Consider the following 14261-nt stretch of genomic DNA (forward strand, 5'->3'; position numbering starts at 1 on the left):
GAAGATCACCAAAACTTCTTCTTCGGGGTATTCACCCCATCAGGTGAGTGGATCCCCTGGAGGGCGCACAAGCCCCTTCGCGTACGCGTAACGCACGGCCCCCGCACGGTCCTTGAGCCCAGTTTTGGCGAACAGATTGTTGATGTGGGTCTTCACCGTCGCGGTGGAGACCTGCAGCGTCCGGGCGATCTCCCGGTTGTCGAGCCCTTCGGCCATCAGGACCAGTACCTCGGTCTCCCGTGCGGTGAGCCCGTCCGGCGGCTCCGCGGGGGCCGGCGGCTGCGGCACGGGCTCCGACAGCCTTTCCAGCAGGCGCCGTTGGATGCTCGGCGACAGTCCCGCGTCGCCGGACAGCACGCTGTGCACGGCCCGCACGATCTCCTCGCCGCCGCCGTCCTTGGTGAGATAGCCCCGCGCCCCCGCTCTCAGCGCGGGGAACAGCGAATCGTCGTCCGCGTACGTCGTCAGCACCACCACCTGGGTGCGGGGGTGCTCCGACCGGATCCTGCGCGTCGCCTCCACACCGTCGCAGCGCGGCATCCGCAGGTCCATCAGGACGACGTCCGGGTCGAGTTCGGCGACCAGCTTCACCGCCTCGTCCCCGTCGCCCGCGGCACCGACCACCTCGACGCCGGGCAGCAGCCCGAGCAGCATCACGATGCCTTCCCTGACCACGGTCTGGTCGTCGGCGACGACCACCCGCGCGGTCCTGAGGCCGGTCTCCTCCGTCATGCCGGCACCTTCAAGGTCACCACGAACCCTTCCTCGTCCGGACCGGCCGCCAGCGAACCGCCCAGCAGCTCGGCTCTCTCCCGCATGCCCAGCAGACCGTACCCCCCTCCCGACGCGGTGAATTCGCCCGGCGAGCCGCCGGAGTCCCGGACGTCCAGCGTCACTTCGTGCTCGCCGTAGTCCAGGCACACCTGGACCTTGGCGCCCGGAGCGTGTCTGCGGACGTTGGTCAGGGCCTCCTGGGCGACCCTGCGCACCGCCTGCGAGGCCTCGGCGGCCAGCGCCCTGCGTTCACCCGTGACGGTGACCTCCGCCGCCCCGTCGGCGGTACCGACGAGTTCACTCAGGTAGTCCTCCAGCGGGGTCAGCTCACCGCGCAGCGCGGAGAGTGCCTGACGGGTTTCGGCGAGACCGTCGCGGGCCATGCCCCGGGCCGCCACGACCCGATCGAGTATCTGGTCCCGGTCGGCGCCGCGCTCGATCAGCAGGCGGGCCGCCTCCAGGTGGACGAGCTGCGCCGAGAGGCTGTGGGCCAGCACGTCGTGGATCTCCCGTGCGATCCGTGCGCGCTCGGCGAGCGCCGCCGACCGGGCCTCGGCCGCTCTCGCGGCCCGTTCCTGGGCGAGCAGCCGCTGGGCGCTGCCGCGCGCCTCGGCGTCCAGCCGCTGGACATAGCCGACGAGCGCCAGGCCCGTGACGGTGGCGGCCGTCGTGAGCCAGACGTCGTTGTTGACGACGGCGAACGCGGCGAGGGCGACGGCCGCGACCGGCAGGGCCGCCCGCAGCGGAATCCGTTCCAGTGCGGAGATCGCACAGCCGCACGAGACGACGACCGCGGGTCCCCGGAATCCGCCGGCGTACGCCACGCCCGCCATCCCGAGCAGCAAGGTGATCAGGCAGAGGGACGACAGCAGCCGGTGCTGGAGCGTGGTCCGCCAGAACGCCCAGGCGAGCGCGCCGGTCAGCTGGATCCCGGCGACCGCGGCGGCCACTCCCCAGCCGTGCACATGGTGGCTCGCGAAGGCTCCCCACAGCAGCATGGGGAACACCAGCGCCCGCACAGCCCAGGACAGCAGGCGCCGCAGCGGGGAGATCCCCGCGCGGCCGAGCGCCTCCCGGGACGGCCAGCGTGTCCAGGCGTTCTCCGTCACACGCGCTCCTTCCGGGCGGGCCGGACCCCGTGGTCACCGTACGCCGGCGCCGGACCGGCCGTCGCGGTCAGGGACTGCGCACGCAGGACCAGGAACCCGGAGCGCACCAGCAGGGTCGCCGCGAGGGCCAGCATCAGGGCCGAGCTGTTCTGGTACACCCCGAGTGCGGCGCCCAGCGCGAACAGCCCTACCCGTACGGCTATGCCGAGACCCCAGACGGCCAGGCTCGCCCTGGTGCTCCGGCTCCACACCGCGCCGTCCGGCTCCGCCCATATGCGGGTGGTCCAGGCCCAGCCGGCTCCGATCGCGAGGCCGATGACCAGTTCGGCGCCGAGCAGGACGCCCGACCCGGTGCGGTGGTGGGCGTCGAGGGTGCCCGGTTCGCCCAACGCCACGACGGCGAGGACCGCGGGCAGGACCCACCAGCGCCGTTCCGTGGTGATCTCGCGTGCGCCGAACTGGCGGGCGATGACGAGGACGGCGACGGCCGCGATCACCAGCACCTTGACGAGCCCGGGCATGGGCAGCCTCCGTGAGCGGGAAGGGTGAACCGGCAGCGAGAGCTGCCGGCACCTTCGACGCTACGGAAATCCGCAGGTCGGCGGATCGGAGCGAGGGTGGATCTTGGGTGGATCCGCGACCGCACGGGGCTCCACCCACGGGTGGAGAACAGCCCCCGTCCGCCGACCAGGCCGACGGACGGGGCGGGCGGACCGGACGGGGGCAACCCGGGTGCCCGCCTGGACGTGGCAGGCGGGCCCGGCCCGGGTGTTCGGCCGGGGCGTTCTCGCCGTAAAGACCCTGGGACCCGTACGGCGCATTCTGCCGGAGGGGGGCTCACCTGGGCCGACGAGCGCCAACGGCATCCTCCGGCTCGATCCGGGCCGGATCCGGCCCGGATCGAGCCGGACAGCCCTTACGCGTCGATCCGCGACCGGTCGAGCGTGGCCGCCGAGTTCGAGATGAACTCCTTGCGCGGCGCCACGTCATTGCCCATCAGCAGGTCGAACACCGTCTCGGCGGCCTCCAGATCCGAGAGGTTGATACGGCGCAGGGTGCGGTGGCGCGGGTCCATCGTGGTCTCGGCCAGCTGGTCGGCGTCCATCTCGCCGAGGCCCTTGTAGCGCTGGATGGAGTCCTTGTACCGGATGCCCTTGCTCTGGAACGCCAGCAGCTTGTCCCGCAGCTCGCGGTCCGAGTACGTGTACACGTACTTGTCCTGGCCCTTCTTGGGCTGGACGATCTCGATACGGTGCAGCGGCGGCACCGCGGCGAAGACCCGGCCGGACTCGACCATCGGCCGCATGTAGCGGTGGAACAGCGTGAGCAGCAGCGTACGGATGTGAGAGCCGTCCACATCGGCGTCGGTCATCATGATGATCTTGCCGTAGCGGGCCGCGTCGATGTCGAAGGTGCGGCCCGAGCCGGCTCCTATGACCTGGATGATCGCGCCGCACTCGGCGTTCTTCAGCATGTCCGTCACGGACGACTTCTGGACGTTGAGGATCTTGCCCCGGATGGGCAGCAGCGCCTGGAACTCTGAGTTCCGGGCGAGCTTGGCCGTGCCGAGCGCGGAGTCGCCCTCGACGATGAACAGTTCGCTGCGCTCGACGTCGTCGCTGCGGCAGTCGGCCAGCTTGGCGGGGAGCGACGACGACTCCAAGGCCGTCTTCCTGCGTTGCGCGTCCTTGTGCTGGCGGGCCGCGATGCGGGTACGGGCCGCGGCGACGACCTTCTCCATGACCACCCGGGCCTGGGCGGCGGCGTCACGCTTGGTGGAGGTCAGGAACGCCTTGAGCTCCCTGGAGACGACTGTGTTCACGATGCGGCGGGCCGCCGAGGTGCCGAGCACCTCCTTGGTCTGGCCCTCGAACTGCGGCTCGGCAAGCCGCACGGTGACGACCGCGGTGAGCCCCTCCAGGGCGTCGTCCTTGGCGATGTCGTCCTCGGCGACGCGCAGCAGCTTCTTGGCGCGCAGCGCCTCGTTCATCGTCTCCCTCACGGCCTGCTCGAAGCCGGCGACATGGGTGCCGCCCTTGGGGGTCGCGATGATGTTGACGAAGGACCTGAAGGTCGAGTCGTAGCCCGTGCCCCAGCGCAGCGCCACGTCGACGCCGAGTTCGCGGGTGACCTCGGTCGGGGTCATCTGGCCGTGCTCGTCGAGGACGGGGACCGTCTCCTTGAAGGTGCCCTGTCCGGAGAAGCGGAGGATGTCGCAGACCGGCCTGTCGGTGGCCAGGTATTCGCAGAACTCGCTGATGCCGCCGTCGAAGCGGAAGGACTCGTCGCCCTTGCTGCCGTCCGGGCCGAGGCCGTACTCGTCGCGGACGACGATGGTCAGGCCGGGCACCAGGAACGCGGTCTGGCGGGCGCGCTGGTACAGCGTCTCCAGGGAGAGCTTGGCGTCCTTGAGGAAGATCTGGCGGTCGGCCCAGTAGCGGACGCGCGTACCGGTGCGGGTCTTGGGGATCTTCTTGGCCTTGCGCAGCCCGCTCGCGGCCTCGAACCCGGCGTCCGGGCCGCTCGCCGCGAAGGCGCCCGGGACACCGCGGCGGAAGCTGATGGCGTGGGTGTGTCCGGCGCGGTCCACCTCTACGTCGAGCCGGGCCGACAGGGCGTTCACCACGGAGGCGCCGACGCCGTGCAGACCGCCGGACGCGGCGTACGAGCCGCCGCCGAACTTGCCGCCGGCGTGCAGCTTGGTCATGACGACCTCGACACCGGACAGGCCGGTCTTGGGCTCGACGTCCACGGGGATGCCGCGGCCGTTGTCCCGCACCTCCACGGATGCGTCGTCGTGGAGGATCACTTCGATGTGGTCGCAGTAGCCGCCGAGGGCCTCGTCGACGGAGTTGTCGATGATCTCCCACAGGCAGTGCATCAGGCCGCGACTGTCGGTCGACCCGATGTACATGCCCGGGCGCTTGCGCACCGCCTCGAGCCCCTCCAGGACGAGCAGGTGCCGCGCGGTGTAGTTGGAACCGTCCCGGTCTGCTGAGGCCAGCAGTGTGGTGGACGGCACGGACGTCTCGGCGGTCACGCGGTTCGCTCCTCGCTGAATTTTGAGTGGGACCCTTCGGGGTAAGGGTGCGGCTCCGTTCGCCGCCATGAGGGTACCGAGCCCTGGTAGAGCCGTTGTAACGCCACCCTCGTCAGCCCCTCAGCCTAGTCGAGAGTCGTAAGCGTGTTCGATCACTCGACGGAGTGAAGTACATATCACGTTCCCTTCGGCGCATGAACCATTTAGGCTCCGGGCACGTCCTCATGAACAAACGGCAAGCCGGCCGGGAGGACCGACACACTGACCGACAGCGCGAAACCGTAAGACACAGAGAGACGCATTACGGCACATTCGCCGCCAACCGGCAGCAGACGGCCACCTCGTAGATTTTTTTCGAGTGAGAGGCCCGAGCGGGAACGTTTTGGGCCTGGTTGGATGTTGACCCTGGTACGACAGCTCGTCGAGCTAGAGAAGAGGCGACGTGACTACTGTTCTGACCCCCGCGAGCCCACTGACGGCCGCTGATCGCTGCGACCGCTGCGGCGCCCAGGCTTACCTGCGCGTCGTCCTGCTGAGCGGCGGAGAACTGCTCTTCTGCGCCCACCACGGTCGCAAGTTCGAGCCGGAACTCAAGAAGATCGCCGCTGAGATACAGGACGAGACGGAGCGGCTGACGACCGTTCCGGCATCGGCATCCGACGAAGAGCGCTGACACCTCGCACCCACGACGAGCATCTCCGGCACAGGCCGGCGGGCGGGCGGTGGCTCCTGGCAGAAGGGGCGACCGCCCGCCTTCGTGTACCCATCGGTTCCCCCGCGCGCCCTCAGCGGCCTTTCAGTGCCCCCTGCGCCCGCGTAGCGTCCCGGCCGCCGCCCAGCGCGCGCACGACGTACGACACCCGTGTGTAGACGCCCGGCTTCCCGGCCTGTCCGCAGCCACTCCCCCAGGACACGAGCCCGATCAGCTTCCCCTTTGCCACGAGCGGGCCGCCGCTGTCGCCCTGGCAGGCGTCCGGACCGCCCTCGGTCTCACCCCCGCACAGCATCGTGTCGGCCCGGTAGGTGCCGTCGAAGCCGCCCGGGTAGGCGCGCTCGCACTGGCCGTCGGCGAGCACATGCAGGTGTGCCGCATGCAGACTGTGCGCATACTGGCCGGTGCCCGAGGTGTCCCCCCAGCCGTAGACCGTGGCGGGTGTGCCCGTCGCGTAGGCCGGGTCGCCCTCGCCCGCCGTCGCGATCACCGCGCTCGCCGGGAGCGAGGTCGCCAGGGTGAGCACGGCGAAGTCCCCGGAATCACTCGCGGCGTCGTAGCCCGGGTCGACCCGGGCGTCGCGTACGGCGATCTCCTCTCCCCCGGCCGCCAGCAGATCCGTACGGCCCGCGATGACCTTGAGGTCGGACGCGCGGTGGGGTGGTGCGCCCAGCACCTCGTCGCCCAGGCAGTGGGCCGCGGTCAGCACGGTGGTCGGGCCCACCGCCACCCCGCCGCAGAACTGTCCCGCGCGGGTACCCCCGAACCGGTCACGGCTGGAGAGCGCCACAGTCCACGGAGACTCGGACACATCGACCGGGAAACCGCCGACCACGACACTGCCGGCGGTCGCCGGGGCCGCCGACGCCAGTGGTATGACGGCCGCCGCAGCCGACAGGACCAGAGGCCGGGCCAGGGCCCGGACCAGGGAACGACGCATACAGACTCCTCACTCTGGGATGATTACGAGACACCCAGAGTGATCCAGACGGCCGGACCCCGCACCCGCGCGGCAGCACGCAGGCCCGGCTCCCCGAGGGGAACCGGGCCTGGTGGTGGTGTACGACGGTGCTAGTCGGTGCTAGTCGAGGTAGTCGCGCAGTATGGATGGGTGAGCGCTGTGCTTGGCTTGCATGGATACAGGTGGGTGCGGAGCGCAGTCTGCGAAATATCTTGGATTGAGAGGGCGGTATGAGAGTGGATAGGAGTTTTGTCGTCACCTGATCGTGTGGCGGTGCGGCGTCCCGGCCGGCTGGCGGCCATGGGCATGTTGGGCTGGTCGCCGTGAGCGAGCGCAAGCCCTACAAGACCGACGTGAGCGACGAGCAGTGGGCGCTGGTCGAGCCTGTGATCACCGCGTGGAAGGCCGCGCATCCGTCGGTCAGCGGCCATCAGGGTCGGTACGCGATGCGGGAGATCGTCAATGCGCTGCTCTACCAGGGCCGGACCGGTTGCCAGTGGGAGCTGCTCCCGCACGACTTTCCGCCGCCCGGCGCGGTGAAGTACTACTTCTACACCTGGCGTGACGACGGCATCGATCAGACCATTCACGACCTGCTGCGCTGGCAGGTGCGGGAGATGGCGCGTCGGAAGGCGGACCCGAGCCTGGTGGTGCTCGATACCCAGAGCGTGCGCGCGGCGGCTGGGGTGCCCGCTGAGTCGACGGGGTGTGATGCGGCAAAAAAAGTGCCGGGCCGCAAGCGCGGCCTGGCCGTTGACGTTCTGGGGCTGGTGATCGCGGTGGTCGTGGCGGCCGCGTCGGCGCACGAGAACGCCGTCGGCATCGCGCTGCTGGACAAGGTCGCCGCCGACACCGACACCGTGGAGAAAGCCCTGGTCGACCAGGGCTTCAAGAATGCCGTCATCGCGCACGGCCAGAAGGTGGGCATCGAGGTGGAGATCGTCGAGCGCAATCCCGCACAGAGCGGGTTCGTTCCCCAGGCCAAGCGGTGGGTCGTGGAGCGCGCCCACGGGATCTTGATGCTGCACCGCAGGCTGGTGCGCGACTACGAGCACCGGCCACGCAGCTCGGAGTCGCGGGTGTACTGGGCGATGACCGCGGTGATACTCCGTCGGCTGACCGGGGCCACCGCTACGGCCTGGCGCAGCACATGACCGGCGGGGAGCTGACCCTCGGGGCGGTACTGGCGCGACTGGAGGAGCAGGAACGGGAGATCGCCGTGCAGGCCGAGGTGACGAGGGAGCAGATCGCGCAGCTGACCGCACGGCTGGACGAACTCGGCCGGGCCGCCGAGGAGGTCCGGATCACCCGCAAGACGCTGCTGGCGCTGCCCGATCCGGCCCCGCCCGCGCCACCGGCCCCGAAACTGCCGGACCATCCGGCCTACCAGCAGATCATGGCGGTGTTCACCGCGGCCGACCATCCGCTGCGTGCGCGGCAGGTGTGCGAGGCGATGGACCTGGCGATCGCGCCCAACAACATCAACAACACCCGACTGAAACTCAAGCGGCTCGCCGAGCGCGGCATCCTGGCCGAGACCGAGCCGGGCTTGTTCACCCAGCCTCGGCCGTAGTCGCCCGGCGTCGCCACGACCTGCCCGCCTGTCCCGCACGAAACGAAGAATCGGGCATCAGGTCTCATACCGCCCTCTGAGATGAACCGAACCGCTATGACCCTCCGCACGATCGCCCACCACCTCGGTCTGCCGGTCCGGCGCGACCCACAGGAGATAGCGAAGATCATCGAGGGACTTCGCCCAACCCTGGACGAGCTTCCCAGCGACAAGCGGGAGCAGCTCCCCGCCGAGTGGACCAAGGTCCCCAGTGAACGCCACTGACACCGGCCCTATCTCCGGGACTGAGCGCCCTGCATGCGCGCCCTCTGTTTATAGATACGCCCGGCACTAACCGGAGCGTGTCCCGACCTGTGACGACTCGGCCGCCGGGCCTCTGACGTGGGCATATGGTGACCGCCGCTTGGGGTCGTTTCCGATCATCACTAAGCGTGTCCAGCGCGTCAGGCGGGCCGCCTCGCACCGCCCCCTTTTTGCGCGGGGTTCCTGCGACGACGGGTGATCCAGACAAGGCCCAAGACCAACACCCCAAGCATGGTGCCCAGGCCCACCCAGGTGACGACGGTGCCGCTCATATGCCCCTTAGAGGGCGGTATGAGACCTGATGCCCGATTCTTCGTTTCGTGCGGGACAGGCGGGCAGGTCGTGGCGACGCCGGGCGACTACGGCCGAGGCTGGGTGAACAAGCCCGGCTCGGTCTCGGCCAGGATGCCGCGCTCGGCGAGCCGCTTGAGTTTCAGTCGGGTGTTGTTGATGTTGTTGGGCGCGATCGCCAGGTCCATCGCCTCGCACACCTGCCGCGCACGCAGCGGATGGTCGGCCGCGGTGAACACCGCCATGATCTGCTGGTAGGCCGGATGGTCCGGCAGTTTCGGGGCCGGTGGCGCGGGCGGGGCCGGATCGGGCAGCGCCAGCAGCGTCTTGCGGGTGATCCGGACCTCCTCGGCGGCCCGGCCGAGTTCGTCCAGCCGTGCGGTCAGCTGCGCGATCTGCTCCCTCGTCACCTCGGCCTGCACGGCGATCTCCCGTTCCTGCTCCTCCAGTCGCGCCAGTACCGCCCCGAGGGTCAGCTCCCCGCCGGTCATGTGCTGCGCCAGGCCGTAGCGGTGGCCCCGGTCAGCCGACGGAGTATCACCGCGGTCATCGCCCAGTACACCCGCGACTCCGAGCTGCGTGGCCGGTGCTCGTAGTCGCGCACCAGCCTGCGGTGCAGCATCAAGATCCCGTGGGCGCGCTCCACGACCCACCGCTTGGCCTGGGGAACGAACCCGCTCTGTGCGGGATTGCGCTCGACGATCTCCACCTCGATGCCCACCTTCTGGCCGTGCGCGATGACGGCATTCTTGAAGCCCTGGTCGACCAGGGCTTTCTCCACGGTGTCGGTGTCGGCGGCGACCTTGTCCAGCAGCGCGATGCCGACGGCGTTCTCGTGCGCCGACGCGGCCGCCACGACCACCGCGATCACCAGCCCCAGAACGTCAACGGCCAGGCCGCGCTTGCGGCCCGGCACTTTTTTTGCCGCATCACACCCCGTCGACTCAGCGGGCACCCCAGCCGCCGCGCGCACGCTCTGGGTATCGAGCACCACCAGGCTCGGGTCCGCCTTCCGACGCGCCATCTCCCGCACCTGCCAGCGCAGCAGGTCGTGAATGGTCTGATCGATGCCGTCGTCACGCCAGGTGTAGAAGTAGTACTTCACCGCGCCGGGCGGCGGAAAGTCGTGCGGGAGCAGCTCCCACTGGCAACCGGTCCGGCCCTGGTAGAGCAGCGCATTGACGATCTCCCGCATCGCGTACCGACCCTGATGGCCGCTGACCGACGGATGCGCGGCCTTCCACGCGGTGATCACAGGCTCGACCAGCGCCCACTGCTCGTCGCTCACGTCGGTCTTGTAGGGCTTGCGCTCGCTCACGGCGACCAGCCCAACATGCCCATGGCCGCCAGCCGGCCGGGACGCCGCACCGCCACACGATCAGGTGACGACAAAACTCCTATCCACTCTCATACCGCCCTCTTAGAGCACACCTCGGTCGCGGCAAGACCGGCGATCACCGCTACTACGACCACTGCGCCGAGCGCAGCGGCCCGGTTCAACATTCCACCGGGAAGACTCTTCACCTTGCCCGAAGCGACACCGAAGCTGAACTCGGTCTCTTCCATCGGATCTCTGGAAGGAATATCGGTGGAAAGGTCTTCCTCCGAGACGATCTCAACCCTGGGTACCGACTCAGGCACAGACGGAGCATGTTGCCTCTGAGACCCCTGCGCCTTGCGAGCACCGCGCCGGAATAGACCGCCGGTCATCCGCCAGGACTCCCTTCCATGGCCCCGACGATCTTGTGAGGTTCCGCATCTTCGGTCGGCCGCTCCTGCGAAAGATCTTCTTCGCTGCTCGCGATCACAGCGCCCGCTTCGTCCACTTTGGGATCACTCTGCACACCCATGGCCGCCTCGTTTCAGCACTTACGACTCTTATGTGAAAGTCTGCAAACTGTGGGACCTGAGTGCATCTTGGGGCGAGTGGGCATACGTAGACCATCAGATGTATGGTCTAGGACCATACGAAGCACATGCAGAATATGTACATCAGCCGCATGAGGCGGTAGGCTTGCAAGATGGCCAAGAGGCCGTGAGAGCGCCTCGCAATCCCATCCCTGCAGATCTAGAAGGTGTCAACAATGGCCACTGAAACCCGAAACCCCACAGAGCCGGTCGTGAAGCTGCATCGTCTGACCGTGAACCTCACCGAGCGGGCGCATGCAGCACTGGAAGAGGTCCACAAGCTCACCGGCCGGTCGAAGACGGACACCGTCAACCGAGCACTGATCATCAACGGCTGGCTCGAAGAGCTCGACCGCAACGGAGGGGCGATCTACGTGGAGGAGAAGCCCGGCGAGCTTCAGAAGGTGAAGATCGTCTAAATTTGCCCACCGGGGCCTCTCAGGTGATCGTGCCCCCGGTGGGCAAACAGTCTTGCCCGGCTTTACTCATGGGCGAGACCAACTGCGCTCATGGCTTCGGCCATCCGCTCGGCCGCGTCAGCACGGACCATGCCCAGATGCACGTAAGCCTTGCCACTGTGGGTCGCCATCGGCCGGACACTGCCCCCCGACACTCTCGGGGAGGTCGAGCCCCGCCCGGATCGCCCCTGCTGCGTTCGTAGCCTGCTTACGGCCGTCCCGGTAGATCTGCAAGTCCACGGTCATCAGTGCCCGCCTCCGGCGTGATCGCGAATCGCGGTGGCTGTGCCTGACGGCCTTCGTAATGTCGCCGTCGTCCTTCGCGGCGCTGAGTTGCCTCCAGTTCGCGGCACACACCTTGCAGCCGGGGGCCGGCGCGCAGTCGAGGAGCCAGGCATTGAAGCCGACCGGAAGGACGCGCTCGGCGGTTCCTGGGTGGTTTTGGACCTCGTGGCCATGGATGCCCCCGACTTGACCGCTGGGCTATCCACGCTGCCTCGCCGCGCTGCGATCTCACGTTGGGTCGCCCGCCGCCTTACCTGATTCGATGCCGGCCAGATGCCTGCGAGCCCTCACCCTTTCCCATTGCCGCCGTAGACGTTTCGACTCGTTGACATGGGCGAGGACTGAGGTCCGGCTTGCCCCGCTGGGTGCTCGCGGGGGTTCATCATCCTTGCGTGTCCTCAGACGAGTACTCTCGGGTGCCAACACCGTCACGAGTGGTCCCATCGAGGTCAGACGATGCCACCCGCCCCATCCCTCCCCCGAAAAGCCAAGGCCAAGAGCACTGCCCTTCGCAAGGATGGCAAGCCCTCTTGGGCATCATCGCCCGCCACGCAGGCGAGTATGCAGTCGAACAAGGGGAGGGATACGAAGCCTGAATTGGCACTCCGCAGTGCCGTCCACGGCTTGGGGCTTCGCTACCTGGTGTCGGAACGGCCACTGCCCAAGGTCAGGCGCACTGCAGACCTGGTCTTCACCCGGGTTCGGCTAGCCGTTTTCATGGACGGCTGTTATTGGCACGGCTGCCCGGAGCACCACACCCTGGCGGCGACCAACACGACATTCTGGACGGATAAGGTCGAGACGAATCGTCGCCGCGATCGCCAGACGGACCAGTGGCTCCACGACGCGGGGTGGGAGGTGCTCCGTGTGTGGGAGCACGAAGACCCGAAGCTCGCCGCACTTCAAGTGCGTGAGGTCTACGGCCGGCGGAGCCAAGAGCTCGAGAGAGCTCAAGCTGAGCGCAGGAATGCTCGCAGAGGGTCGGGCACGGCCCGCTCCTGACCTTCGGGCTCGCTCGGCACTCGGGCCTGCCAGACTGAACCGCATGATTCGCGAACCGACGGAAATCAAGATCGACGAGAACGGCCGCATCGAGCTTCCCCTCGGGCTCCTCGCCGAAGCCGGACTCTTCCCTGAGAGCTCGGTTGTGGCCTTCAGCCAGGGCGACGGACGCATCGTGCTACGCCGTGCCGAGGATGCCATGCGCGATCTGATCGAAAAAGGGACGTTGGCATGATCACATGCCTCCACGCCGAAGTCCCAGGACGCGGATCGACCAGTTCCCCGGGTGGGGCCTTGGGCCTGTGATCACTCGTCGTCCGGCGGCGTCGGGCGTGTCGGGAGCTCGTCCGTGTCGCCGACGAGCCAGTGCAGGAACGCGATGAGGTGAGCATTCATGTCCGAGCCGACCTCCGCGACCGCTCGCTTGGCACGTTCGTGAAGCTCCGGGGCCGGGCGGCAGACCACCGCCGGGAATTTGTGCTGGCTCGGCATGGCCTTAGCGTGCCATGGTGGCTAGCCACCATGAACAGGGGTTATTCTGTCGGATCGACGACGGCGACCCTTTGGGGGGAGATCGAGGCGGCCACGTTCGCGACATCCTCGTGACCACCGCCGCGGACCATTTACTGCCTGGAGACTACGTGCCCGACCACCAGATTGTGGATCTTTTCGCCGGTCCCGGTGGACTGGACGTGGCCGCAGGGTGGCTGGATATCCCCGTCACAGGCATCGAACTGGACACCCTGGCCTGCGCTACACGCGATGCAGCGGGATTGGTCACCAAACAAGGCGACGTGAAGGGCTTCAGCCCGGCCGACTTCCCCTATGCCAGAGTGCTGGCCGGAGGCCCGCCGTGCCAGACGTACACCGTCGCGGGCGGACGCTCCGGGGGCGCCGGACGCCGGGCACTCGACCAGGTCCTCGGGTTGGCCGACCTCATGGCCAAGGGCAAGAACGTCGAAAGGAAGCTCGCCAAACTGGCTGAAGCGCCGGGAGACGAGGGCCGCACGGGCCTGGTCCTCGAACCGTTGCGGTGGGCGCTGACCGCCCTAAAGGACGGGACCCCCTACGAGGCGATCGTGCTGGAACAGGTCCCCACCGTGCTGCCGGTTTGGGAAGCCTTCGGCAGCATCCTCAGGCGCAAGGGCTACACGGCGGTCACGGATGTGCTGCACGCCGAAGAGTACGGGGTGCCGCAAACCCGTAAACGCGCCGTCTTGATCGCTCGTCTCAGCGGCACTGGACCGGCGATGCTGCCGGAGAAGACACATCGCGCGTTCCGCAAGAAGATCACCCCGGAAGACGAGACCATGCGGCCCTGTGTGACGATGGGCGATGCGCTCCGCCGCCCAAAACCGTTCGAGGTCAAGTCCAACTACGGCACCGGCGGCATCCCTGGCAACCGCGGCAGACGACGAGACGACGAGCCGGCTTTCACCGTCACGGGCAAAATCCGCAGGAATAAGGTGGGTCTTCCCGGCGACCCAGACCCCACAGACCGCTTCACCGACGCCGAAGCCGGCCAACTGCAGAGTTTTCCCGAGCGCTTCCCCTGGCAGGGCAGTGACCCCTCCCAGCAGATCGGCAACGCCGTTCCGCCCGTTCTCGCCGTCCACGTCCTCGCCGCTGCGCTGTACCTGGGGAACGAGGCTCGCGACGCCGCTATCAAGAAGGCGATCGCCTGCCGTGCGGCAGCGCCGGAATCGGCACCGTTGCCCGCTGGGAACAGGAGCACCGGCTTGCAGATTCAGGAAGCGTTCCCTGTGCAGGCGGCATTGCCCGTCAACCAACCGGTGTAAGTTACGGGCCTTGTGGCGGGCTCAAGCCCGCTGCGTCGGACCGTGT

17 protein-coding genes are annotated in these 14261 nt (G+C 68.2%); 8 read left to right on the plus strand and 9 right to left on the minus strand.

Translation table 11 applies throughout. The annotated features are described in order from the left end of the window. Positions 1–39: 39 nt before the first annotated feature. The 4 genes from ACSYGN_RS10135 to ACSYGN_RS10150 all read right to left on the minus strand — a co-directional run bounded on the left by ACSYGN_RS10135 (position 40) and on the right by ACSYGN_RS10150 (position 4923). A complete protein-coding gene (locus ACSYGN_RS10135; RefSeq protein ID WP_460394061.1) occupies positions 40–732 on the minus strand; it encodes a response regulator transcription factor in 693 nt (230 codons plus the stop codon). After that, the gene (locus ACSYGN_RS10140) at positions 729–1883 is read right to left on the minus strand and encodes a sensor histidine kinase (RefSeq protein WP_460394063.1); all 1155 of its coding nucleotides are present in this window, start codon (positions 1881–1883) and stop codon (positions 729–731) included. Before ACSYGN_RS10140 ends, ACSYGN_RS10135 begins: the two co-directional genes overlap by 4 nt. Continuing rightward, positions 1880–2404: a DUF1453 domain-containing protein gene (locus tag ACSYGN_RS10145; RefSeq protein WP_460394065.1), complete on the minus strand. Its 525-nt coding sequence runs from the start codon at positions 2402–2404 to the stop codon at positions 1880–1882. Before ACSYGN_RS10145 ends, ACSYGN_RS10140 begins: the two co-directional genes overlap by 4 nt. Positions 2405–2799: 395 nt before the next feature. Continuing rightward, the gene (locus ACSYGN_RS10150) at positions 2800–4923 is read right to left on the minus strand and encodes a DNA gyrase/topoisomerase IV subunit B (RefSeq protein ID WP_460394067.1); all 2124 of its coding nucleotides are present in this window, start codon (positions 4921–4923) and stop codon (positions 2800–2802) included. Between the two features lie 442 nt (positions 4924–5365). Between ACSYGN_RS10150 and ACSYGN_RS10155 the strand changes: the two genes are divergently transcribed. After that, complete coding sequence (locus ACSYGN_RS10155) at positions 5366–5596, plus strand: DUF7455 domain-containing protein (RefSeq protein WP_460394069.1); 231 nt, start codon at positions 5366–5368, stop codon at positions 5594–5596. Between the two features lie 112 nt (positions 5597–5708). Here ACSYGN_RS10155 and ACSYGN_RS10160 read toward each other — a convergent pair whose 3' ends face one another. Then, a complete protein-coding gene (locus tag ACSYGN_RS10160) occupies positions 5709–6575 on the minus strand; it encodes a serine protease (RefSeq protein WP_460394071.1) in 867 nt (288 codons plus the stop codon). Between the two features lie 344 nt (positions 6576–6919). Here ACSYGN_RS10160 and ACSYGN_RS10165 point away from each other — a divergent pair, with 344 nt between their 5' ends. The 3 genes from ACSYGN_RS10165 to ACSYGN_RS10175 all read left to right on the plus strand — a co-directional run bounded on the left by ACSYGN_RS10165 (position 6920) and on the right by ACSYGN_RS10175 (position 8433). Beyond that, the gene (locus ACSYGN_RS10165; RefSeq protein ID WP_460394073.1) at positions 6920–7750 is read left to right on the plus strand and encodes an IS5 family transposase; all 831 of its coding nucleotides are present in this window, start codon (positions 6920–6922) and stop codon (positions 7748–7750) included. Further along, positions 7747–8169, plus strand: coding sequence for a hypothetical protein (locus tag ACSYGN_RS10170; RefSeq protein WP_460394075.1), 423 nt, complete (start codon positions 7747–7749; stop codon positions 8167–8169). The genes ACSYGN_RS10165 and ACSYGN_RS10170 overlap by 4 nt, the downstream gene beginning before the upstream one ends. Positions 8170–8265: 96 nt before the next feature. Continuing rightward, positions 8266–8433, plus strand: a complete 168-nt coding sequence (locus ACSYGN_RS10175; protein WP_460394077.1) for a hypothetical protein — start codon at positions 8266–8268, stop codon at positions 8431–8433. Between the two features lie 398 nt (positions 8434–8831). Here ACSYGN_RS10175 and ACSYGN_RS10180 read toward each other — a convergent pair whose 3' ends face one another. The 3 genes from ACSYGN_RS10180 to ACSYGN_RS10190 all read right to left on the minus strand — a co-directional run bounded on the left by ACSYGN_RS10180 (position 8832) and on the right by ACSYGN_RS10190 (position 10404). Next, entirely contained in the window at positions 8832–9254 is a 423-nt protein-coding gene (locus tag ACSYGN_RS10180) for a hypothetical protein (protein ID WP_460394075.1), read from the minus strand. Further along, positions 9251–10081: an IS5 family transposase gene (locus tag ACSYGN_RS10185; protein WP_460394073.1), complete on the minus strand. Its 831-nt coding sequence runs from the start codon at positions 10079–10081 to the stop codon at positions 9251–9253. The genes ACSYGN_RS10180 and ACSYGN_RS10185 overlap by 4 nt, the downstream gene beginning before the upstream one ends. Positions 10082–10170: 89 nt before the next feature. Next, a complete protein-coding gene (locus ACSYGN_RS10190; protein WP_460394079.1) occupies positions 10171–10404 on the minus strand; it encodes a hypothetical protein in 234 nt (77 codons plus the stop codon). A 479-nt stretch (positions 10405–10883) separates the two neighbouring features. On the opposite strand from ACSYGN_RS10190, the gene ACSYGN_RS10195 reads away from it, so the two are divergent. From ACSYGN_RS10195 to ACSYGN_RS10205, 3 genes are all read left to right on the plus strand, one after another. Continuing rightward, entirely contained in the window at positions 10884–11090 is a 207-nt protein-coding gene (locus ACSYGN_RS10195; protein WP_460394081.1) for a hypothetical protein, read from the plus strand. A gap of 885 nt (positions 11091–11975) precedes the next feature. Further along, the gene (locus ACSYGN_RS10200; RefSeq protein WP_460394083.1) at positions 11976–12416 is read left to right on the plus strand and encodes a very short patch repair endonuclease; all 441 of its coding nucleotides are present in this window, start codon (positions 11976–11978) and stop codon (positions 12414–12416) included. Between the two features lie 43 nt (positions 12417–12459). After that, on the plus strand, positions 12460–12651 hold the full coding sequence (locus ACSYGN_RS10205) for a hypothetical protein (RefSeq protein ID WP_460394085.1): 192 nt from the start codon (positions 12460–12462) through the stop codon (positions 12649–12651). Between the two features lie 71 nt (positions 12652–12722). Here the strand turns inward: ACSYGN_RS10205 and ACSYGN_RS10210 are convergent, their stop codons facing one another. Beyond that, positions 12723–12908, minus strand: a complete 186-nt coding sequence (locus ACSYGN_RS10210; protein WP_460394087.1) for a hypothetical protein — start codon at positions 12906–12908, stop codon at positions 12723–12725. Between the two features lie 110 nt (positions 12909–13018). Between ACSYGN_RS10210 and ACSYGN_RS10215 the strand changes: the two genes are divergently transcribed. After that, positions 13019–14215: a DNA cytosine methyltransferase gene (locus ACSYGN_RS10215; protein WP_460394089.1), complete on the plus strand. Its 1197-nt coding sequence runs from the start codon at positions 13019–13021 to the stop codon at positions 14213–14215. The last annotated feature ends 46 nt before the right edge of the window (positions 14216–14261 follow it).

It is taken from the genome of Streptomyces sp. YIM S03343 (assembly GCF_054729195.1).